Origin of the sequence: Streptomyces yaizuensis (assembly GCF_034961445.1) — a bacterium.
In the GTDB taxonomy this organism is placed as follows: domain Bacteria; phylum Actinomycetota; class Actinomycetes; order Streptomycetales; family Streptomycetaceae; genus Streptomyces; species Streptomyces yaizuensis.
In genome coordinates this window covers 989,269-1,010,251 of sequence record NZ_BSBI01000002.1, presented here as the reverse complement: position 1 = coordinate 1,010,251, position 20,983 = coordinate 989,269, and the positions used below count along the sequence as shown (strand labels likewise).

Annotated in this window: 18 protein-coding genes and 1 pseudogene; 8 read left to right on the top strand and 11 right to left on the bottom strand. The window is 76.0% G+C overall.

Annotation, left to right across the window (positions count from 1 at the left end):
• Positions 1-777: 777 nt before the first annotated feature.
• Positions 778-1,506 carry a VIT1/CCC1 transporter family protein gene (locus tag SYYSPA8_RS08225; RefSeq protein WP_323446295.1) on the bottom strand — a complete coding sequence of 243 codons (729 nt, stop codon included), beginning with the start codon at positions 1,504-1,506 and terminating at the stop codon, positions 778-780.
• Positions 1,507-1,706: 200 nt separating this feature from the next.
• On the opposite strand from SYYSPA8_RS08225, the gene SYYSPA8_RS08220 reads away from it, so the two are divergent.
• From SYYSPA8_RS08220 to SYYSPA8_RS08185, 8 genes and pseudogenes are all read left to right on the top strand, one after another.
• On the top strand, positions 1,707-2,807 hold the full coding sequence (locus SYYSPA8_RS08220) for an ADP-ribosylglycohydrolase family protein (RefSeq protein WP_323446294.1): 1,101 nt from the start codon (positions 1,707-1,709) through the stop codon (positions 2,805-2,807).
• Positions 2,804-4,060 carry an ADP-ribosylglycohydrolase family protein gene (locus SYYSPA8_RS08215; protein ID WP_323446293.1) on the top strand — a complete coding sequence of 419 codons (1,257 nt, stop codon included), beginning with the start codon at positions 2,804-2,806 and terminating at the stop codon, positions 4,058-4,060. Before SYYSPA8_RS08220 ends, SYYSPA8_RS08215 begins: the two co-directional genes overlap by 4 nt.
• The gene (locus SYYSPA8_RS08210; protein ID WP_323446353.1) at positions 4,029-5,192 is read left to right on the top strand and encodes an ADP-ribosylglycohydrolase family protein; all 1,164 of its coding nucleotides are present in this window, start codon (positions 4,029-4,031) and stop codon (positions 5,190-5,192) included. Before SYYSPA8_RS08215 ends, SYYSPA8_RS08210 begins: the two co-directional genes overlap by 32 nt.
• Positions 5,189-5,524, top strand: a pseudogene (locus SYYSPA8_RS08205) (ADP-ribosylglycohydrolase family protein); the annotation flags it as partial. The gene SYYSPA8_RS08210 and the pseudogene SYYSPA8_RS08205, both read left to right, overlap by 4 nt.
• Before the next feature lie 1,575 nt (positions 5,525-7,099).
• Complete coding sequence (locus SYYSPA8_RS08200; RefSeq protein ID WP_407705939.1) at positions 7,100-8,620, top strand: ADP-ribosylglycohydrolase family protein; 1,521 nt, start codon at positions 7,100-7,102, stop codon at positions 8,618-8,620.
• Entirely contained in the window at positions 8,617-9,504 is an 888-nt protein-coding gene (locus SYYSPA8_RS08195) for a PfkB family carbohydrate kinase (protein WP_323446292.1), read from the top strand. Before SYYSPA8_RS08200 ends, SYYSPA8_RS08195 begins: the two co-directional genes overlap by 4 nt.
• On the top strand, positions 9,501-10,814 hold the full coding sequence (locus tag SYYSPA8_RS08190) for a CaiB/BaiF CoA transferase family protein (protein WP_323446291.1): 1,314 nt from the start codon (positions 9,501-9,503) through the stop codon (positions 10,812-10,814). Before SYYSPA8_RS08195 ends, SYYSPA8_RS08190 begins: the two co-directional genes overlap by 4 nt.
• On the top strand, positions 10,811-11,623 hold the full coding sequence (locus SYYSPA8_RS08185) for an HpcH/HpaI aldolase/citrate lyase family protein (RefSeq protein WP_323446290.1): 813 nt from the start codon (positions 10,811-10,813) through the stop codon (positions 11,621-11,623). Before SYYSPA8_RS08190 ends, SYYSPA8_RS08185 begins: the two co-directional genes overlap by 4 nt.
• Positions 11,624-11,788: 165 nt before the next feature.
• Here SYYSPA8_RS08185 and lgt read toward each other — a convergent pair whose 3' ends face one another.
• From lgt to SYYSPA8_RS08135, 10 genes are all read right to left on the bottom strand, one after another.
• Positions 11,789-12,751, bottom strand: coding sequence for a prolipoprotein diacylglyceryl transferase (lgt, locus tag SYYSPA8_RS08180; RefSeq protein WP_323446289.1), 963 nt, complete (start codon positions 12,749-12,751; stop codon positions 11,789-11,791).
• A 242-nt stretch (positions 12,752-12,993) separates the two neighbouring features.
• The gene (locus tag SYYSPA8_RS08175) at positions 12,994-13,923 is read right to left on the bottom strand and encodes a DsbA family protein (RefSeq protein WP_323446351.1); all 930 of its coding nucleotides are present in this window, start codon (positions 13,921-13,923) and stop codon (positions 12,994-12,996) included.
• A 244-nt stretch (positions 13,924-14,167) separates the two neighbouring features.
• The gene (trpA, locus tag SYYSPA8_RS08170; protein WP_323446288.1) at positions 14,168-14,992 is read right to left on the bottom strand and encodes a tryptophan synthase subunit alpha; all 825 of its coding nucleotides are present in this window, start codon (positions 14,990-14,992) and stop codon (positions 14,168-14,170) included.
• Positions 14,989-16,227, bottom strand: a complete 1,239-nt coding sequence (gene trpB / locus SYYSPA8_RS08165; RefSeq protein WP_323446287.1) for a tryptophan synthase subunit beta — start codon at positions 16,225-16,227, stop codon at positions 14,989-14,991. Before trpB ends, trpA begins: the two co-directional genes overlap by 4 nt.
• A gap of 358 nt (positions 16,228-16,585) precedes the next feature.
• Positions 16,586-16,783 carry a tryptophan biosynthesis modulator TrpM gene (gene trpM / locus SYYSPA8_RS08160; protein WP_323446286.1) on the bottom strand — a complete coding sequence of 66 codons (198 nt, stop codon included), beginning with the start codon at positions 16,781-16,783 and terminating at the stop codon, positions 16,586-16,588.
• Positions 16,784-16,790: 7 nt separating this feature from the next.
• Positions 16,791-17,600, bottom strand: coding sequence for an indole-3-glycerol phosphate synthase TrpC (gene trpC / locus SYYSPA8_RS08155; RefSeq protein ID WP_323446285.1), 810 nt, complete (start codon positions 17,598-17,600; stop codon positions 16,791-16,793).
• A gap of 157 nt (positions 17,601-17,757) precedes the next feature.
• Positions 17,758-18,207, bottom strand: a complete 450-nt coding sequence (locus SYYSPA8_RS08150) for a DUF2752 domain-containing protein (RefSeq protein WP_407705929.1) — start codon at positions 18,205-18,207, stop codon at positions 17,758-17,760.
• 104 nt (positions 18,208-18,311) lie between these two features.
• Positions 18,312-18,590: an HGxxPAAW family protein gene (locus SYYSPA8_RS08145; RefSeq protein ID WP_323446284.1), complete on the bottom strand. Its 279-nt coding sequence runs from the start codon at positions 18,588-18,590 to the stop codon at positions 18,312-18,314.
• A 189-nt stretch (positions 18,591-18,779) separates the two neighbouring features.
• Entirely contained in the window at positions 18,780-19,442 is a 663-nt protein-coding gene (locus SYYSPA8_RS08140) for a TIGR02234 family membrane protein (protein ID WP_323446283.1), read from the bottom strand.
• Between the two features lie 37 nt (positions 19,443-19,479).
• Positions 19,480-20,979 (bottom strand): anthranilate synthase component I, encoded by a 1,500-nt coding sequence (locus tag SYYSPA8_RS08135; RefSeq protein ID WP_323446282.1) that lies wholly within the window; start codon positions 20,977-20,979, stop codon positions 19,480-19,482.
• Positions 20,980-20,983 lie beyond the last annotated feature (4 nt).

Here is a 20,983-nt window from a genome sequence, read left to right as displayed (position 1 = left end):
TGGTGGCGCGGAGGTTCGGGGGCTGGCCCCCGAAACCCCTGCGCCTCAATCTCCCCCAGACTTCGTCCGGGGGGACCCCCAAGAGGCTGGATTTTGTGCGGCTCGCCGCAGGGGCGTAAGGATCCTGGCCCGGGGCGAACCGGGAGGGCTCGGTGCCCAGAGGGCAGGTTTGGCCTTGCCGCAGGGGCGGACAGGTTCCCGGGCACATGGCATGTGCGGGCCACTGTCGGGGGCCAGCCCCCGAGGCCCCCGCGCCTCAAACGCCGGCGGGGCTAGATTTTGTGCGGGTCGACCCGGCCCCGGGTAGTGGTGCGGGTTGGCGGGGCCTCCGGGCTCACCTCCTCGGGGTCGGCGAGCGCACAGCGGCTGTCCCACTGACCCCGAAAGTCCGCCGATCCCCTGCGGGGGCGACCCTGCACCCCCACCCACGGAACAGCCGGAGGGCGGCCGGTACCCCCAGCGGGGGGGGGAAGAAGGGTGCGGGACCCCGTACCGACACGGGCAAGGCAGCCGGGACCCCGGACGGGAGGCCGAGGCACCCGTACCGACACGGGCGGGCCACCGCAGCCCCGGACGAGCGCACCGCACACGTACCGACGCGGCCCGGGCAGGGCCGGGCCCCGGACGAGCGCGACGTCCCCGTACCGATGCAGCCGGACAGCGCAAGGCCGAACCCGTACACGCGCGGCCGGCACCCCGGGCCAGGAAAGGGGGTGCGGGCCCCCGCCGACGCGGGCCCGTGGGCCGAGCCGACCTCGCGCCGGCGCGGGCGAATACTCAGAGCGCCGCGCCGAAGAGGGCGCCGAGCCCGTACGTCACCGCCGCCGCCACCCCACCCAGCACCAGCTGCCTCGCCCCGCTGAACCACCACGACCGCGCCGTCACCCGCGCCACCAGCGCCCCGCACGCGAACAACCCCACCAGCGCCACCAGCACCGCGGGCCACAACGCGCTCGCGCCCAGCAGATACGGCAGGACCGGCAGCAGCGCCCCCAGTGCGAACGCCCCGAAGGAGGAGACCGCCGCCACCGTCGGGGAGGGCAGGTCGTCGGGGTCGATCCCCAGCTCCTCCCGGGCGTGGATCTCCAGCGCCTGCTCGGGGTCGCGGGACAGCTGCATCGCGACCTCGCGCGCGAGCGCGGGCTCGACGCCCCGGGACACGTACAGCGCCGCCAGCTCCTCCATCTCGTCCACGGGGTGCTTGCGCAACTCGCGCCGTTCGACTTCGAGTTCCGCGAGGACCAGTTCGCGCTGGGAGGCCACGGAGGTGTATTCGCCCGCGGCCATCGAGAACGCGCCGGCCGCCAGTCCCGCGAGCCCCGTGACGACCATGGTCTGCTGGGAGACGACGGCGCCGGCGACGCCGGTCATCAGGGCGAGGTTGGAGACGAGCCCGTCCATCGCGCCGAAGACCGCGGGCCGCAGCCAGCCGCCGTTGACATCGCGGTGGGTGTGGTTGTCGCGGTGCGCCTCGTGCAGTGGCGCCTCGGTCTCGATGATGGACACAGCTATCCCCTTACCGGTCGCGCGACGACGCGTCGCGACCCCTTGATCGCCTTCGAAAATACGCACGATGTAAGGGCCGCGCCAGCAAGGCAGGCCGTACTTACCTGGTGTCGAGTGGGTGACAGAAACGTTTCTTCGCGTCAGCTCCCACCCCTCAGGGCACACATCCCGGCAAACGCGGTGAGCGAAAGGGGCCGCCCATGCAGGACATGGCGGACAGGGAGAAGGCGCCGGCCACGGACGGACGGCCCGGTGGCGGGCCCGGGGCGGCCGCCGTGACCGCCCCCGCGACAGCCCCCGGGACGGCCGCCGTGACGACCGCGCCGACGCTCCGGGAGCGGGCCCGGGGCGCGCTCCTCGGCCTCGCCGTGGGCGACGCGCTGGGCGCCCCCGCCGAGAACATGCGGCCCTCCGAGATCCGCCGCCGCTGGGGCCGGATCGAGGGCTTCGTGGCCGACGACCCGGCCGGTACGGACGACACCGAGTACGCCATCCTCTCCGGCCTGCTGCTGGCCCGCCACGGCTCCGCGCTGACCGTGGCGCAGGTCGAGGCCGCCTGGCACCACTGGATCGCCGATCTGGACGAGGGCCCGTTCCGGGGCGCGGGGTTCAGCGAGCGCGGCACGCTGGAGAATCTGCGGCGCGGGCTCGCCGCCCCGATCTCCGCCCAGCACCGGCACGCCTGGAGCGACGGTCTGGCGATGCGGGCCGCCCCCTTCGGCGTCCACGCGGCGGGCCGCCCGCAGGAGGCCGCCCGGCTGGTCGCGATCGACGGCACGGTCAGCCACGAGGGCGAGGGCATCTACGGCGGCCAGGCGGTCGCCGCCGGGGTCGCGGCGGCCATGGCGGGCGCCGGCCCCGCCGGGGTGATCGGCGCGGCCCTGTCGGTCGTCCCGATGGACTCCTGGACGGCGCGGTCGCTGCGCCGGGGGGTGGTCGCCGCCCAGCGCCCCCACGGCAGCGTGCTGGCGACCGAACGCGCCGTGCGTTCGGCGGTGGTGATCGGCGGCTACCCGTGGACGGACCTGGCGCCGGAGGCGGTGGGGCTGGCGTTCGGCGCGTTCGCGGTGGCCCGGGGGGACTTCCGTACGTCGGTGCTCACCGCCGTCAACATGGGCCGGGACGCCGACACCACGGCCGCGGTCGCGGGCGCGCTGGCGGGCGCGTTCGCGGGCCGGGCGGCGATCCCGCCGGAGTGGGCGGCCGCGATCGGCCCCGTACGCGGCAGCTGTCTCCCCGCGATGCGCGGCCGGCACGTCCTGGACGTGGCGGATCTCCTCGTACCCCAGGCGTCGTCATGAGCGCACCGACGGACTCCGCGGACCGGGCCACCGCCGCCGGACCCTCGCCCTCCGTGCGGATCGTCACCCGGCCGCTGGAGCCCCCGGGGCGACGGGTGGCGCGGCCGGTCGAGGGGCTGCTGCTCGGGCTGGCCGCCGGGGACGCCGCCGGGTGGCCGGCCGCCCGGCACCGCGCGGCCCGGATGCCGGAGTGGACCCGGCGGCTCACCCGGGAGCTGGACACGTTCGCCGAGCAGAACGCGACCACCACGCTGCCCGTGCCGATCGCCCTCAACCAGCCCCCGGAGCCGCTGCGGCTCGGGCCGTCCGACGACGCGGAGTGGGCCGCGTTCGCCGCCGAGTGCGTCCTGACCGCCGCCCGGCGGCCGTTCGCGGGGCTCGCCCCCGGGCGCCGGCTGCGCGCGGCCGTCGATCTCGCCTGGAACGCGCTGGCCGCCGAGGTCGCCGCCGCCGCCGACCGCGCCCCCGAGGTGGAGTCCGCGGTCCTCCCGCTGCGGGCCCGGATCTCCGTACGGGCCGGTCTGGGCAATCTGGCGACCGGGCTGCGGCCCCCCGCGACCGGCCACGACAATCCGCACTACTTCGACGACGCCGCCTGTGTCCGGGCCGTGGTCCTCGCCGTCGTGCACGCGGGGGACCCGGTGGCGGCGGCCGGTCTCGCCGAGTTCGACGCGCGCTACACGCAGGACGGGGACGGGGTCCACGGCGCCCGCGCGATGGCCGCCGCCGTGGCCGCCGCGCTCGGCGGCGCGGACGTCGACGAGGCGGTGGAGGCCGCGCTCGCCCAGCTGCCCGCCGGCAGCGAGATCGGTCGCAACGCGCGGCACGCGGTGGCGCTGGCCCGGGGCGCGGGTGCCGCCTTCGATCTGGTGCCCCTGTTGGAACATCAGATCGTGGACCACGTCTACAGCTACGGCATCGCGGCGGCGGAGACCGTTCCGGTGGCGCTCGCGATCGCCACGGCGGCCCGGGGCCGGGTCCGCGAGGCGGTGCCGACCGCCGCCTGCCTGTCCCGCGTCGCCGACTCGGCCCCCGCCCTCGCCGGGGCGCTGACCGGGGCACTCGGCGGCGGCGAGGCGATCCCGGAGAGCTGGCGGGCGGCCTGCCGGACGCTCCCGGGGTGTGCGCTGCCCCGGTTCGCCGGTACGGATCTGGTGGAACTCGCCGGGCTGCTGACAGACACGGAACTGGGCACTCCGGGTGGACAATTCCGGCATGACGATGCCAACACCAGCGAACCCGGCACTCGCTGACCGGATCACCGGCAGCCTGGTCGGCGCGGCCGTGGGCGACGCCCTCGGCGGTCCCGTGGAGGGGTACTCCCCCGAGCAGATCGCCGACCGGCACGGCGGCCGGGTCCAGGGGATCGTGGGCCCCTGGCACGGGGACGAGTGGCGCACGGCCCGCCCGATCGCGCCGTACCACAAGGGCGACGGGCACATCACGGACGACACCCTGATGACCCATGCGCTGATCCGGGTGTACGGGAAGGTGCGCGACCACCTCGACGCGTACGCCGTCGCCGAGCACCTGGTCCCGGAGCTGATGACCGGGCCCCGCTGGATTCCCGAGCTGGAGCGCGAGGAGCTGCTGCTGCGCCGGGTCTTCCTCGCCGAACAGTGGCTGGTCGCCCGGCTCCACTACGGCCACCACGACCCGCGCGAGGCGGGCAGCGGGAACATCGTCAACTGCGGCGCCGCGATGTACATGGCCCCGGTCGGGCTCGTCAACGCGGCCCACCCGGCCGCCGCCTACGCCGAGGCCCTGGACATCGCGGGCGCCCACCAGTCGTCGTACGGGCGGGAGGCGGCGGGCGTGTTCGCGGCGGCGGTCGCCGCGGCGTGCGCACCGGGGGCGACGCCCGCGTCGGTCGTGGACGCGGCCCTCGGGCTCGCGAAGGACGGAACGCGGGCCGCCGTCGCCGCGGTGGCCGAGGCGGCGGCGCACCACACCGACACGGAGGCCGCGGTGGCTCCGCTGCGGGCCGCCGTCGCGCCCTTCGACACCGTCGGCCCCGACTACCGCGAACCCTCGCTCGGCGCCCGCCGGCCGTCCCGGCTGCACGCGGTCGAGGAGCTGCCGATCGCGCTGGGCATGCTGCTGGTCGGCGGGGGCGACTACCGCCGTACGGTGCTGGGCGCGGTCAACTACGGCCGGGACTGCGACTCCATCGCCGGCATGGCGGGGGCGCTCGCGGGCGCCCTCGGCGGCGCGGACGCGGTGCCGGCGGCGTGGGCGAAGGCGGTGGCCGAGGCCAGCCGGGTGGATCTGCACGCGCCCGCGCGGGAGCTGACCGCCGTCGCCCAGGAGGTCTTCCGGCGCGACCGGGAACGCCGCCGGGCCCACGAGGCGGCCTTCGCCGCGCTGACGGCGGGCGGGCGATGAGCCCCCTGCCGGCGGCCGGGCCGCTGCGGGTCACCTGGGTGCAGCCCGAGGACCTGATCGGCCACGAGCTGCGGCAGGGCGCCGAGGACGGCCGGGACGTGGCCGCGATCGCCGCCGCCTGGCGTGCGGGCGGCGGGCCTCCCCCGCCCGCGCGGGCGGGCGCCTCCGCCGAGCCCGCGCCCCCGGCCCTGCGCGCCCTCGCCCTGCGCCTCCTGGACGAACTGGCCCGGCTCCCCTCGCCGCTGGCCCCCCTCGAACCGACGGACCTGCCCGCGATCCGCGCCCTCTGCCCCGACTGGCCCACCGTCCCCCCTGCCCCGGCCGCCGGGCAGGACGGCACGCTCCCCCCACCCGGCGAACCCCGGCCCGGCCCGGGAATGACCGCTCCGCTCACACCCACCCCGGCCGCCCACACCACCGCCGCCGGGCCACCGCCTCCCTCGCCCCCGGGAACCGCCCCCGAGCCACCGCCTCACCCGTCCCCAGGGACCGCCGCCGAGCCGCCGCCTCCCTCGTCCCCAGGGACCGCCCCCGCTCCGGATGCCCTCCCACCCGGCCCCGGCCCGGGAGACGTCTCCGCCGACCGGCGGGAGGAGCCCTCCCCTGTCTCCCCCGGCCGTGCCGCAGCCGCCCCGCCGCCCCCGGACCGCCTCCCCACCTGCTCCGGCACCCCGGCCCCACCCGCCTCCGGTACGCCCAGCCGCACCCCACCACCCGAAGCACCCGAAGCACCCCCGCCCATCCCGGAACCGACCGCTCCCGCCCAGCCCGGCGTACACAAAGGCGCACCACCCGACCCCGGCACGACCGACGGCACCCCACCCGAAACACCCCCGCCTGTCCCGAAGCCAACCGCTCCCGCCCAGCCCGGCGTACACAAAGGCGCACCACCCGACCCCGGGGCCCTGGCCCGCCCCGGTGCGACCGACCGCACCCGGCCCTGGCCCCCACCGCCCGGTACGGCCTCCGCCGCCATCCCTGGGACGCCCGCTCCCGCACCGCACCCCGGCTGCCCCCCTGCGCCCGGGCCCGGCCGGTCCTCGCGCACCTCCGAGGTGACCGGGGAGAACGCTCCGCCCGCACCCCTCACGAACGGGCGCAGCCCTCGGGGCCCCGCCCTCCCGCGCACAGCGCCCCCAGCCGACGGCCCCGCGACACCCACTCCCCTCATGCCCGGTGAACACACCGGCTCCATCCCGGTGCCGGGCCCGGCCGCCCCATCGGCCGACCCCGGTACGACCGCTCCCGCCGGGGACAGCGACCCGGCCGGGGAGACCGCACCTCCGCCACGGGGTACGAGCGGCTGTGCCGGCTCCGCGCCCCGGCCCACCCCCGTCACCGCCTCCGTGACTCCCGACATCCCCCTGCCCGGACCGTCCGCACCCTCCGATCACCCGCCCGCCGACAGCGCGACCCGGCTCCCGGACCCCGTCGGGCAGCTCCCGCCTCCGGCAGGGGACACGAACGGCCCCACCCCGACCGGAGCCGACGGGCCCGCCGCGCCCGACCGGTACGGGGAGAGCCCTCCCCCGTACCCGGGCGCGGGCGGAGACGGCCCGGGAGGCGGCACCGCCCCAGCCGGCCCGACCGGGAAGGCCGCGCCTCCCGTACGGGGGACGAACAGCCGCACCCCCGACAGCCTGGTGCCCGGACAGTCCCCGCCCGCCGAGGACCCCCCGACCGGCCGGTCCACCACTCCACCGGGCCCGCACGCCTCCGGCGCACCCGCCGAGGCCGCCACCGGCCCGGGATGGAGCCCTGTCGCCGACGGACCGGCCCCGGCAGCCCGGCCATCGGACCTCCTCGGGCAGCTCCCGCCCCCGGCGGGGGACACGGACGGCCCCACCCCGACCCGGGCCGGCGGACACCCCCCCGGGACACCCCGCGAGAGCCGGGACGCCCTCCCGCTGTACGGGGAGAATCCTCCCCCGGTCGCGGGCACGGGCACGGGCACGGGCACGGGCACGGGCGGAGACGGCCCGGGAGGCGGCACCGCCCCACCCGGCCCGTCCGGGAAGGCCGTACCTCCCGTACGGGGGACGAACAGCCACGCCCCTTCCGGCCCCTGGCCCACTCCCGCAGCACCCCCGGACGCCGCTCGCCCCGCGCACCCGCCCGCCCCCGCGCCGGGCACGGCCCACGAGCCGCCCGAGCACCGGCGGGCCCGGCCGGCCGGCGGGGGTGGCGGTCGGCCCCATCCCCACGGGCGGGGCCCGGGTCCCGTGTTCCGGGAGCACGGGCGGGGTGAGGCGGTCGACCGGGACCGGGGCGGCGGGCCCGATCACCTCCGGCCGCACCCCGGGGCCGGGCGGCGGCCGGAAGGGAGCGCGGAGGGCTGCCGGGACTGCCGGCGGGGCGGGGCGGCGTACACCGCCGCGCTGCACGCCGCCTGGCTCGGCCGCGCCGTCGGGTGTCTGCTCGGGAAGCCCGTGGAGAAGCTGCCGCTGCGGGGGATCCGGGCCATCGCGCGGGCCACCGGGAACTGGCCCGTCACCACCTGGTTCACCGCGCGGGGGCTGCCCGCCGGCATCGCCCGGGAGTACCCCTGGAACCGGCGGTCCGCCGGTACCTCGCTCGCGGAGAACATCGACGGGATGCCCGAGGACGACGATCTCGACCACCCTCTGCTGACCCTCCTTCTGCTCCAGCGGCACGGACGGGACTTCGGGACCGCCGACGTGGCCCGGCTCTGGCTGGACGAGCTGCCGGCGGGCCGTACCTTCACCGCCGAACGCGTCGCCTACCGCAACCTCCTCTCCGGGGTCGAACCCCCGCTCACCGCCGTGCTCCACAACCCCTTCCGGGAGTGGATCGGCGCGGCCGTCCGCGCCGACATGCACGGCTGGACCCACCCGGGCGACCCCGGCGCCGCCGCCGCGCAGGCGCACCGGGACGCCGTGCTCACCCACACCGGCAGCGGCGTGCACTCGGCGATGTTCGTGGCCGCCGTGATCGCCGCCGCCGGGGCCGGGGCCGGCGGCGGACACGAGGTCCACCGGGCGCTCGCCGCCGGTCTCACCGTGGTGCCGCCCGGCTCCCGGCTGGCCCGCGCCGTGCGTTTCGGGATCGGGCAGGCCCGCGCGGAGACCTGCTTCGACACCGTGGTGGACCGGCTGCACACCGCGTACGGCCACTACCACTGGGTGCACTCCGTCCCCAACGCCGCGCTGCTCGCCGCCGCCCTCACCCACGCCGACGGCGACTTCACCGGCTCCATCTGCCGTGCCGTGTCCGGGGGCTGGGACACGGACTCCAACGGCGCGACCGCCGGGTCGGTCGCGGGCCTGCTCTCCCGGCGGCCCGACGCCCTGCCCGAGCGCTGGACCGCCCCGCTGAAGAACCGGCTCGCCACCACCGTCACCGGTTTCGACGGGACCGGCTTCGACACCCTCGCCCGCCTCACCCACCGGGAGGCGTGCCGCCCATGACCGGCATCGTGGTGCTCGGCGGCGCCCGGATGGACCTCGTCGCCGAGGCCGACCGGGCGCCGGAGCCCGGCGAGAGCGTCCCCGGGCGGGTCTTCCGCACGGTCCCCGGCGGCGCGGGCGTCAACCAGGCCGTCGCGGCCGCCCGCGCCGGCGCGGACACCGCCCTGATCGGGGCGGTCGGCTCCGACGACTTCGGCGCGGCCCTGCGGCACACCCTGGAGGCCTCCGGGGTCGACACCGATCTGCTGCGGACCCTGCCCGGCCCCTCCGGCACCGGGCATCTCGTCGTGGACGGCGAAGGGCGCACCACGGCCGTCACCGTGCCCGGCGCCAACGCCGCCGTCACCTTCCTCGCCCCCGGGGACGAGACCCTGATCGCCACCGCCGGCACCCTCCTCCTCCCTCTCGGAATCCCCCTCTCCGCCGCCCTGGACGGCGCGCTGGCCGCGCGCCGCCACGGTGTACGGACCGTCCTCGCCCCCGCCCTCGACCAGCACCTTCCGCCCGAACTCCTCGACGCCACCGATCTGCTGCTGGCCCCGGAGCCCACGGCCGCGGCCCTCACCGGCACCGCCGACCCCCGGGCCGCGGCCGGGGCGCTGCTGCGCCGGGTCCCCGCCGTGGTGGTCCTGCGGGGACCGGCGGGCTGTCTGTACGCGGCCCGGGGCGCCGAGACCCTGACCGTCCCCGCGTCCCCGGTGCCCACGGTGGATCCCCTGGGCACCGGGGACGCCTTCGCGGGGGCGCTCGCCGTCGCCCTCGGCGAGGGCGTCCCCGCCGGGACGGCCCTCCACCGGGCCGTCACCGCCGCCGCCCTCTGCGGCGGCACCCCGGGGGCGGCCACCTCCATGCCCTACCGCCCGGAGATCGACAACGCCTCATGACACACCCCACAGAGCCACCACAGACGACACAGACGACACAGACGACACCAACAACACGTCCGGCACAGCCGGCACAGCCGCTCCTCCCCTCCCCCGGCGGCCGCTCCCCCGACGGCCCACCGGCCACCACCGCCCTCGGCGGGCTGCGGGTCCTCGATCTGGCCACCCTCTTCGCCGGACCGCTCGCCGCCACCCTCCTCGGCGACTTCGGCGCCGACGTCATCAAGGTCGAGCACCCGAACCGCCCCGACCCCTCCCGGGGCCACGGCCCCGCCCGGGACGGCGTCGGCCTCTGGTGGAAACTCCTCGGCCGGAACAAACGGACCATCACCCTCGACCTCTCCGACCCCGGCGGCCGGGACACCCTGCTCCGGCTCGCCGCCACCGCCGATGTGGTGATCGAGAACTTCCGCCCCGGCACCCTGGAGCGCTGGGGCCTCGGCTGGGCCGAGCTGAGCGCCGTCAACCCCCGGCTGGTGCTGACCCGGGTCACCGGCTTCGGCCAAGTCGGCCCCTACGCCCACCGGCCCGGCTTCGGCACCCTCGCCGAGGCCATGAGCGGCTTCGCCGCCGTCACCGGGGAACCCGGCGGACCACCGACCCTCCCTCCCTTCGGACTCGCCGACTCCATCGCCGCGCTCGCCACCTCCTACGCCGTGCTCACCGCGCTGACCGCCCGGGCCGCCACCGGCCGGGGCCAGGTCGTGGACATGGCGATCATCGAGCCGATCCTCACCGTCCTCGGCCCGCAGCCGATCTGGTACGACCAGCTCGGCTATGTCCAGCCGCGGACCGGCAACCGCTCCCGCAACAACGCCCCGCGCAACACCTACCGCACCGCCGACGGCCACTGGCTGGCCGTCTCCACCTCGGCCCAGTCCGTCGCGGAACGGCTGCTGCGCCTGGTGGGGCGGCCCGAGCTGACCGAGGAGCCCTGGTTCGCCACGGGCTCCGGGCGGGCGGAGCACGCGGACGAGCTGGACGAGGCGGTCGGCGGCTGGATCGCCCGCCGGCCGCGCGCCGACGTCCTGGCCGCCTTCGAGAAGGCCGAGGCCGCGGTGGCGCCGGTCTACGACATCCGCGAGGTGATGGACGATCCGCAGTACCGGGCGCTGGACACCATCACCGAGATCGCCGACCCCGAACTCGGACCCCTCCGGATGCAGAACGTCCTCTTCCGCCTCTCCGGGACCCCCGGCGCCATCCGCTGGGCGGGCCGCCCGCACGGCGCCGACACCGAGGACGTCCTCACCGAACTCGGCCTGACCGGCGCCGACATCGCCGCTCTCCGCACGCGGGGCGCCCTGTGACGACGGCCGCCCCGCTCACCTATCTCTATGCTCCGGGCGACCGCCCCGAGGTGGTGCAGAAGGCCCTCGCCACCCGCGCCGACGTGGTGATCGTCGATCTGGAGGACGCCGTCTCCCCCGCCCGGCGGCCCTACGCGCTCGCGGCGACAGCCGAACTCCTCGCATCCCGTCACCGGCTGCCCGTCCATGTCCGCATCAACTCCCCCCGGGACATCGAGGCGCTGACCGGACTGCCCGGCCTGGGCGCCTTGCGTGTTCCCAAGGTCGCACACGCCACTGACATCCACCGGATCGCGGAGCTGGCGCCCGGCGTCCCGCTCCACCCGCTGCTGGAATCCGCGCTGGCCATCGAGCACGCGTACACCATCGCCACGGCACACCCCGCCGTCCACGGCATCTCCATCGGGGAGGCCGACCTCCGCGCCGACCTGGGTGTACGGGACGGCGCGGCACTCGACTGGCCGCGTTCGCGGATCGTGATCGCCGCCCGCGCGGCCGGACTGCCACCGCCGCCCCAGTCCGTCTTCCCGGACATCCGCAACCTCGACGCCCTCTTCGCCTCCTGCGCCCGGGGCCGCGCCCGGGGCTTCCTCGGCCGCGCGGCGATCCACCCCCGGCAGCTCCCCGTCATCGAACGGGCCTTCACCCCCACCTCCGAGGAGATCGGGGCGGCGGAGGAAATCGTCAAGGCAGCCACCGCCGATCAGGGGGCGCTCGCCCTGCCCGACGGCCGCTTCGTCGACGCGGCGATCGTGGCCGCCGCACAGCGCACCCTCGCCCTGGCCCGCCGCGAGGGCCCCCTCCCCTGACCGCCCCCGGCACCAGCAGCCCGACCAACCAACCACCAGCACACACGCACCAGCACGCCGAAAGGCCGCCGGAACCCCCTCCCAGGGGTCCCGGCGGCCTTCCCGCCCGTGGCCCGGCCGGTACGGGAAGGGCTCGCCCTTCCCGTACCGGCCGGGCCGCCGGTCTCAGCTCTTCTTCGCGGATCCCGCGCCCGCGTCCGCTCCCGCGTCGCTCCCGGCGCCCTCCGTGGCGGCCACGGCGGCAGCGGCCCCGTCGCCGCCGGCCCCGTCGCCGGCCTCTTCGGCGGCGGCGGCGGAACCCGTGCCCGGCCCACCGCGCTCCGGCTCCACGACCTCCTCGCGCCCCGGCCGCAGCCGCGCCGAGACGACGATGTACACCACGGCCAGCGTGAAGACGACGATCGAGGTCCAGACGTTGAGCCGCAGCCCCAGCACCTCGTGGGCCTCGTCGACCCGCATGTACTCGATCCAGCCGCGCCCCGCGCAGTAGCCCGCGACATAGAGCGCGAAGGCCCGGCCGTGGCCCAGCCGGAAGCGGCGGTCCGCCCAGATCACCAGCAGGGCGACGCCGATGCACCACAGGGACTCGTACAGGAAGGTCGGGTGGTAGAGCCCGCCCTGGCGGTTCGCCCCGTCGCTGATCTCCAGCGCCCAGGGCAGATCGGTCGGCTTGCCGTACAGCTCCTGGTTGAACCAGTTGCCCCAGCGGCCGATGGCCTGGGCGAAGGCGATGCCCGGGGCCACCGCGTCCGCCCACGCGGGCAGCGGGATGCCCCGGCGGCGGCAGCCGATCCAGGCGCCGAGGGCACCGAAGGCGATGGCGCCCCAGATGCCGAGGCCGCCCTGCCAGATCTTGAAGGCGTCGACCCAGTTCTCACCCTCGCCGAAGTACAGCTGGTAGTCGGTGATCACGTGGTAGAGCCGGCCGCCGATCAGGCCGAAGGGCACGGCCCAGACGGCGATGTCGGCGACGGTGCCGGCCTTGCCGCCACGAGCGACCCAGCGCTTGTTGCCGTACCAGACGGCTACGAAGACACCGATGATGATGCAGAACGCGTAGCCGCGCAGCGGGAGCGGTCCGATGTGGAGCACGCCGCTCGACGGGCTGGGAATGTAGGCAATATCCATGGCACCGTCGACGCTACCTTGCCGCACGGCGGGCGGGGCCACCCACCCGCGCAACGTATGGGTAACGGGCGCCGCCCCCGGCGGTCGTGTCCGGGGCGGTCCCGGCGCGGTCCCTGTGCGATTCCCGCAGGTCCCGGGCCGATCCCGGGCCGGTCCCGGGCAGCTCCCCGGCCCGCCCGTGACGATCCCGGGCCCGATCCGGGGCAGGTCCGAGGCAGGTCCGGGGCCGGTCCCCGGGCGATCTACGGCGCCCCCGGACCCGTGGCGGGCGCCGAGGCCGAGGCGGAGACCGGCGGCGTGGGAGCCCCCTGCGGGACGGGGGCGCCGGAGGCCGGACCCCCCGACGGCGCGGCGGACCCGGCCGGCGGTGCCGGAGCTGCGGAAGCGGAGGCAGGGGCAGGGGCGGATGCGGAAGCAGTCCCCGGCTTCTTGCCCTTGTTGGCCTCGGCGACCCACTTCTTCAGATTGGCGACCGAGATCTGCTCCCCGCCCTTGTCCGGGAAGATCGAACCGCCGTTGAGCAGCACCGTCGGGGTACCCCGGAAGCCGCCCTCCGTGAACGCCTTGTTCGACTCGGCGACCCACGAGTCGTGCTTCCCGTCCTCCACGCAGGACCGGAACGTCGCCGTGTCCAGCCCCGGCACCTTGCCCGCCAGCTCGATCAGTCTGCTGTTCTTCCCGAAGGCGTCGTCCGGCTCCGGCGGCTGGTTCTGGAAGAGCACGTCGTGGTACGGGTCAAACTTCCCCGCGTCCTGGGCGCAGGCGGCCGCGTTCGCGGCGCGGAGGGAGCCGCTGCCGCCCATGTTCCCGTCGATGATCGTGGCGAGGTGGTACTCGACCTTGATGTCGCCGCTCTTCTCCAGCTCGTGGATGGTGTCGCGGAACACGTTCTCGAACTGGGCGCAGACCGGGCAGCGGAAGTCCTCCCAGATGGTGAGGGTGGACGGGGCGTCGTCGCGGCCGACCGGGATCGCCAGCCGGGTCGCGCCCCGGGCGCCCGCCGGCGGCACCACCGGTCCGGCCTGCGAACCCTTGCCCTTGGAGGAGTCGGTGCTCGCCGCGATCACGCCGACGACGGCGGCGAGTCCGAGGATCACCACCACCGCCGACGAGATGATCAGCAGTCTGCGGCGGCGCTCCCGGGACGCCTCCAGCGCGCGCTCCCGCTCGATGCGCTCCCGGGCGGTCCGCTTGGGCGCCGCGCCATCACCGGTGCCGCCCGTACCACCGCCGGTGCTGCCGGTACCGCCGCCCGTGCCGCCACCGGTGCTCCGGTCGTCCCGGTCGTCCCGGTCATTCCTGTCGTTGCTCTCGTTCACATCCCGCAAACGAACCGGGGAGGCACCTGCGCGCCTCCCCGGTCCCATATCCACCCGTACGAGCGATCAGGGGGCGACCGCGTACGACAGGGGCGTATCAGCCGCTCGCGCGCCCCCGGCGCACTCCGGCGGCCAGCTCGGCGGCGAGGTCGCGGACGGCGGTGACGCCCGCGGCGGCGTCGGGGGCGTCCAGGATCCGCTTCACGAACGCGGAGCCGACGATCACGCCGTCGGAGAAGGCGGCCACCTCGGCGGCCTGCCGTGCGTCGGAGACCCCGAGCCCCACACAGACCGGCAGGTCGGTGGTGGTACGGGTGCGCTCGACCAGGTCCTGGGCCTGGGCGCCCACGCTCTCGCGGGTGCCGGTGACGCCCATCAGGGAGGCCGCGTAGACAAAGCCGGAGCCCGCCTCGGTGATGGTGGCGATCCGCTCGGTCCGGCTGCTGGGCGCCACCACGAAGACGGTGGCGAGCGCGTGCTTCTCCGCGTGCTCGCGCCAGGCCGCGGACTCCTGGACCGGCAGGTCGGGCAGGATGCAGCCCGCGCCGCCCGCCTCGGCCAGCTCGGCGGTGAACCGCTCGATCCCGTACCGGTCGATCGGGTTCCAGTACGTCATGACCAGCACCGGCTTCCCGGTGGCGGCGTGCGCCTCGCGGACCGTGCGCATCACGTCGGCGATCCGGACGCCGCCGCGCAGGGCGATGTCGTCGGCGGTCTGGATGACCGGGCCGTCGAGGACCGGGTCGCTGTGCGGCAGCCCCACCTCGACGACGTCGGCGCCGCCGTCGAAGACCGCCTTGATCGCCTCGATCCCGCCGTCGACGGTGGGGAAGCCGGCCGGGAGGTAGGCGATGAGGGCGGCGCGGCCCTCGGCCCTGGCGGCGGCGAGCGTGTCGTTCAGCAGTGCCAGGTTCCCGCTCACTGGGCGTCCTCCCCGTCGTACAGCCCGAAGTAGCGGGCGGCGGTGTCCATGTCCTTGTCGCCACGGCCGGAGAGGTTGACCACGATCAGCCCCTCCGGTCCCAGCTCCCGGCCCAGCTCCAGCGCGCCGGCCAGCGCATGCGCGGACTCGATCGCCGGAATGATGCCCTCCGTGCGCGAGAGCAGCCGCAGTGCCTGCATCGCGGCGTCGTCGGTGACCGCGCGGTACTCGGCCCGCCCGATGTCCTTGAGGTACGAGTGCTCCGGGCCGATGCCGGGGTAGTCGAGCCCGGCGGAGATCGAGTACGGCTCGGTGATCTGCCCCTCGTCGTCCTGGAGGACGTAACTGCGCGAACCGTGCAGGATGCCGGGCTCGCCCGCCGTCAGCGTGGCCGCGTGCTCGCCGCTCTCGATGCCGTGGCCCGCCGGTTCGCAGCCGATCAGACGCACGGACGCGTCTGCCAGGAAGGCGTGGAAGAGCCCGATCGCGTTGGACCCGCCGCCGACGCAGGCGACGGCGGCGTCGGGGAGCCGGCCCGCCCGCTCCAGGAGCTGGCGGCGCGCCTCGACCCCGATGACCCGGTGGAAGTCGCGCACCATGGCCGGGAAGGGGTGGGGTCCCGCGACGGTGCCGAAGAGGTAGTGGGTGTGATCGACGTTGGCGACCCAGTCGCGGAACGCCTCGTTGATGGCGTCCTTGAGGGTGCGGCTGCCGGACTTCACCGGAATGACCTCGGCGCCGAGGATCCGCATCCGGGCGACGTTGAGCGCCTGCCGCTCGGTGTCGATCTCGCCCATGTAGATGGTGCAGTCCAGGCCGAAGAGGGCGCAGGCGGTCGCCGTGGCGACGCCGTGCTGGCCCGCGCCGGTCTCGGCGATCACCCGGGTCTTGCCCATCCGCCGGGTGAGCAGCGCCTGCCCGAGGACGTTGTTGATCTTGTGGGATCCGGTGTGGTTGAGATCCTCCCGCTTGAGGAAGATCCGCGCCATGCCCGCGTGCTCGGCGAAGCGGGGCACCTCGGTCAGCGGGCTGGGCCGGCCGGTGTAGTGGACGAGCAGATCCCGCAGCTCGGCGGCGAAGGCGGGGTCGGCCTTGGCCTTGTCGTATTCGACGGCCACCTCGTCGACCGCGGCGACGAGCGCCTCGGGGATGAACTTGCCGCCGTAGTCGCCGAAGTAGCCGGCGGCGCTGGGCACCGCCCCTTCGGGATCCGGGACGAAGAAGTCAGAAGACATCCGTTTTGTACTCCTCACAAGGGCCCGGCGGCCCCTGAAAGTTCCGATGTGCACAGGACGGGTGGGTGCGCACGCCGACACCGTTCCGCATGCTGAATACCGAATATCGAATACCGAATGCCGGCACCGTTCCGCACGGCGCCACCATGAAGGGGCCTCCGGCAGGGCGGGGGAACAGCTGCGGAAGAGAAGGCTCCGGTCGCGCTCGCCTCGCCCAGGGCCGGACGGCGACAGGGGTACGGCGTCGTCCGCCCCGGTCAGGGGGCGGGCGCCGGCTCCGTGGCCGCCCGTGCGGACGGGGCGGACGCGCGGGTGCCGGGCCGGTCGGCCGGGCCGGGAGGGCGCCGGACGGACGGGCTCAGCGGAGCGCGGAGCCGGACCGCCATCGCATGCCGTTGACCTGGCCGGGCTCCGAGCCGATCACATAGCGGACCCGCCGCCCGTGCACCCGCCGCGCCGGGGCCCGGCAGCCGCGCGGACGGCAGCCCCGGGCGAGGCGCGCGTACGCGTCGCCGGGGGCCGGGCACGGCCGGTGGGCGGGGGCGGCGGCGGTCATGACGGGGTCAGTCCCGCCCGTGGCGCAGCGCGGGGTGGGCCCCGGCGGCGACCAGGTCGGCCACGGCGGCCCGCGGGTCGCGCCCGGTGACCAGGGACTCCCCGACCAGGACGGCGTCGGCGCCCGCGTTGGCGTACGCGATCAGGTCGTGGGGGCCGCGCACACCGGACTCGGCGACCTTGACGATCCCGGAGGGGATGTCGTCGGCGACCCGCTCGAAGGTGGAGCGGTCCACCTCCAGGGTCTTCAGGTTGCGCGCGTTGACGCCGATGATGCGGGCGCCGGCGGCGACGGCGCGCTCGATCTCGTCCTCGTCGTGCGCCTCGACCAGCGGCGTGAGCCCGATCGACTCGGCGCGCTCGATCAGCGAGACCAGGGCCTCCTGCTCCAGCGCGGCGACGATCAGCAGCGCCAGGTCGGCGCCGTACGCACGGGCCTCCCAGAGCTGGTAGGCGGTGACGATGAAGTCCTTGCGCAGGACGGGGATGTCCACCTTGGCGCGGACGGCCTCCAGGTCCGCGAGCGAGCCGCCGAAGCGGCGCTGCTCGGTCAGGACGGAGATGACGGCCGCGCCGCCCGCCTCGTAGTCGGCGGCGAGCGCGGCGGGGTCGGCGATCGCGGCGAGCGCGCCCTTGGAGGGGCTGGAGCGCTTCACCTCGCAGATCACCTGGACGCCCTCGCCGCGCAGCGCGGCGACGCCGTCCCGGGCCGCGGGAGCCTTGGCCGCGCGCTCCTTGAGCTCGTCGAGGCTGACGCGCGCCTGCCGGTCCGCGAGGTCGGCGCGTACGCCTTCGATGATCTCGTCGAGCACACTCACCCGAGCGGCCCCCTTTCGGCACGTTTGGCGGTTCAGGATCAACACGTCGATGGTATCCGGAGCCGGGTTCGGCTTCCTCATCCGGGCGGTCGCGTCCCACTGGCTGGGACATCATGTCCACGAACCGGCGGGACGGGGGCCACCGGGGGCGGGTGCCTCAGGGGGCCAGCGCGGCGCCGAAGGGCAGATTCCGTACGACCGCGAAGAGGATCATCACCCCGGCGAGCGACCACCACCACACGGGGGCGAGCGGGCGCGGCGGCGGGCGGTCCCGGGCGGCGCGGACGAGCCAGAGCACCCACACGGCCGCGGCGACGGCGTACGCGGCGACGGCCAGGGCGTTGGCGCCGAGGGCGGCGGGGAGGTCGCCGTGGACGACGAGGTGGGCGCTGCGCAGTCCGCCGCACCCCGGGCAGTACAGCCCGGTGAGGTTCAGCAGCGGGCAGACGGGGTAGTGGCCGGGCTCGTGCGGGTCGACCGCCCCGACGTAGCCGAAGGCGGCGGCCGCCCCGGCGAGCGCGGTCAGCGGGGCGGCGAGCCGCCGCACGGTGGTCCGGGGCGGATCACCGGCGGCGTCGGCGGCGGGAGCGGGAGTCATGGCGTCCACCCGGTGATTGTGCCCAGGCATGCGAAGAGGCGCAGCCCGGCGGTGCCGGGTCCGCGCCTCGTGTCCCCGGGCGGGTGGCCCGAAGTCGTCTGCCGGAGGCCGGTTCAGGACCGCGCGGCGATGGCCTCGTCGGCGCGGGCGCGGGCCGCCTCGGTGGCCTTGCGGTGGGCCTCCTGCTGCTCGGCGGACTGCTTCGGCATGCCGAGGCCGGCGGCCTTCATCCCCAGGCCGACGACGAGTCCCAGGAAGACGACACCGATGCCGCCCCAGAAGCCGGCCGGGTTGGCGGCGACCATGAAGACGCCGGCGACGCAGAAGCCGATGAAGGAGATGGCGACGCCGGTCCAGGCGGCCGGGGTGTGTCCGTGGGCGGTGGCCGACATGAGTTGCTCCTCGTTGATGATGCTCTGCTGGTGCTCGTTGCGGGGTGCGACGCCGTGCGGCGGGCCGCGCCCCGGGGGTGAGCCGGAGGCTCTTGACCATTCTTCCGTACGCGGTGGGCCCGCACGCGCCCGGGGGCACGGCGAGCGCGTTCGGCGGGTCGGAACGGCCGGAGGGCGGGCGGGGGCCGGTCAGGACCGGTCGGTCGGGTCCTCGCCGCGGTCCAGGGCCTTCCACAGCTCCTCGGGCCGCTCGGGGTCGGCGGGCACGGCCCGGGCGCGGTCGCGGGGCGAGCCGTCGCGCTCGTACCGGCCGGACATCGCGGGCCAGTGCCGGCCGTGCCGCAGGGCGATGAGACCGGCGACGAGCAGCAGGGCCGCGCCCGCCGCGCTCACGTACGGCCAGGCCGTGTGGGTGAGCCCGGCCACGGCGGCGGCGGTGTCGCCCGTCGTGGTGGCCGCCTTGTCGTCGAGGGCGTCCCCGCCGGTGGTGGCGGCGAAGGAGGCGATGCCCGCCCCGGCGCCGCAGAGGGCGAGCAGGGCGGAGACCAGGATCCGGCCGCTGCCCCGGACCGCGAAGACGGCGACGAGGGCGGCCAGCGAGACGATGGCGAGGGCGGTGGGAAGGCCGGTGACCTCGCTGCCGTCGGCCGTCAGCGGCAGGGCGCCGCCGACGACGGCGGCCGAGCCCTCGGCCCAGGTCTGGCCGGCGGTCAGCAGGACGACGGCGGCTCCGGCGCCGCCGAGCAGCAGCGCGGCGGCGAGGCTGCGGCGTGCGGTGTTCGCGGCCGTGGCCTGGGCCTCGGCGGAGGTGGCACGGGGCTGGGGTACGGGTACGGCACTCACGTACCCCACTATCCCCTACGCCGTCCCCCGCGCCGCCGCCGGGCCGTCAGCCGGTGGGTCCCCCGGCGGCGAGCCGGTTGGCCGTGTGGACGGCGCGGAGCACGGCGGCGGCCTTGTTGCGGCACTCGGTGTCCTCGGCCACCGGGTCGGAGTCCGCCACGACACCCGCTCCGGCCTGCACGTACGCCGTTCCGTCCCGGAGCAGCGCGGTACGGATGGCGATCGCCGTGTCGGAGTCCCCGGCGAAGTCGAGATACCCGACGCATCCGCCGTACAGCCCGCGCCGGGAGGGCTCCAGCTCGTCGATGATCTGCATGGCGCGCGGCTTGGGCGCCCCGGAGAGGGTGCCCGCCGGGAAGCAGGCGGTGAGCACGTCGAAGGCGGTGCGGCCGGGCGCGACCCGGCCGGTGACCGTGGAGACGATGTGCATGACGTGCGAGTAGCGCTCGATGGACATGAAGTCGACGACCTCGACGCTGCCCGGCTCGCAGACCCGGCCGAGGTCGTTGCGGCCGAGGTCGACCAGCATCAGGTGCTCGGCGCGCTCCTTGGGGTCGGCGAGCAGCTCGTCGGCGAGGGCCTGGTCCTCCTGCGGGGTGGCGCCGCGCGGGCGGGTCCCGGCGATGGGGTGCGCCATCGCGTGCCCGTCCACGACCTTGACCAGGGCCTCGGGGCTGGAGCCGACGACGTCGAAGCCGTCGAAGCGGATGAGGTACATGTACGGGCTGGGGTTGGTGGCCCGCAGCACCCGGTAGACGTCCAGGGCGCTGGCCGTGCAGGCGGTCTCGAACCGCTGGGACGGCACCACCTGGAACGCCTCTCCGGCCCGGATGCGCTCCTTGATGTCCTCCACGGCCTCCTGGTACTGCGCACCGCCCCAGCGGGCGGAGAACTCGGGCAGCTCGGAGGCGGGCAGCGCGGTCGGCGGCGAGGCGAGGGGCCGGCCGAGGTCGGCCTCCATGGCGTCGAGCCGGGCGACGGCGTCGGCCCAGGCCTCGTCGACGCCGGTGTCGAGGTCGTTGTGGTTGATCGCGTTGGCGATCAGCAGCACGGTGCCGTCCCAGTGGTCGAGCACCGCGAGATCGGAGGTGAGGAGCATGGTCAGCTCGGGCAGCCGCAGCTCGTCGTGGTCGCCGGGGCCGATCTTCTCCAGCCGGCGGACGATGTCGTAGCCGAGGTAGCCGACCATGCCGCCGGTGAAGGGCGGCAGCTCGGCGGCCAGGTCCCGGGGGGTGTGCAGGGTCTCGACGGTGGCCCGGAGCGCGGCGAGCGGATCACCGGAGCGGGGCACGCCGACCGGCGGGGTGCCCAGCCAGTGGGCCTCGCCGTCGCGCTCGGTGAGCGTGGCGGCGCTGCGCACCCCGACGAAGGAGTAGCGGGACCAGGAGCGCCCGTTCTCGGCGGACTCCAGGAGGAAGGTGCCGGGGCGTTCCGCGGCGAGCTTGCGGTAGAGGGCGACCGGGGTGTCGCCGTCGGCGAGCAGCCGGCGGCTGACGGGGATGACGCGGCGGTCCGCCGCCAGCTTGCGGAAGGTCTCCAGATCCATGGCG

Bases quoted from the DNA above. Each gene is read 5' to 3' on its own strand.
- SYYSPA8_RS08220 (WP_323446294.1), top strand. From the start codon at position 1,707: ATGCAGGACATGGCGGACAGGGAGAAGGCGCCGGCCACGGACGGACGG.
- SYYSPA8_RS08215 (WP_323446293.1), top strand. From the start codon at position 2,804: ATGAGCGCACCGACGGACTCCGCGGACCGGGCCACCGCCGCCGGACCC.
- SYYSPA8_RS08210 (WP_323446353.1), top strand. From the start codon at position 4,029: ATGCCAACACCAGCGAACCCGGCACTCGCTGACCGGATCACCGGCAGC.
- SYYSPA8_RS08195 (WP_323446292.1), top strand. From the start codon at position 8,617: ATGACCGGCATCGTGGTGCTCGGCGGCGCCCGGATGGACCTCGTCGCC.
- SYYSPA8_RS08190 (WP_323446291.1), top strand. From the start codon at position 9,501: ATGACACACCCCACAGAGCCACCACAGACGACACAGACGACACAGACG.
- lgt (WP_323446289.1), bottom strand. From the start codon at position 12,751: ATGGATATTGCCTACATTCCCAGCCCGTCGAGCGGCGTGCTCCACATC.
- trpB (WP_323446287.1), bottom strand. From the start codon at position 16,227: ATGTCTTCTGACTTCTTCGTCCCGGATCCCGAAGGGGCGGTGCCCAGC.
- trpM (WP_323446286.1), bottom strand. From the start codon at position 16,783: ATGACCGCCGCCGCCCCCGCCCACCGGCCGTGCCCGGCCCCCGGCGAC.
- SYYSPA8_RS08145 (WP_323446284.1), bottom strand. From the start codon at position 18,590: ATGTCGGCCACCGCCCACGGACACACCCCGGCCGCCTGGACCGGCGTC.
- SYYSPA8_RS08135 (WP_323446282.1), bottom strand. From the start codon at position 20,979: ATGGATCTGGAGACCTTCCGCAAGCTGGCGGCGGACCGCCGCGTCATC.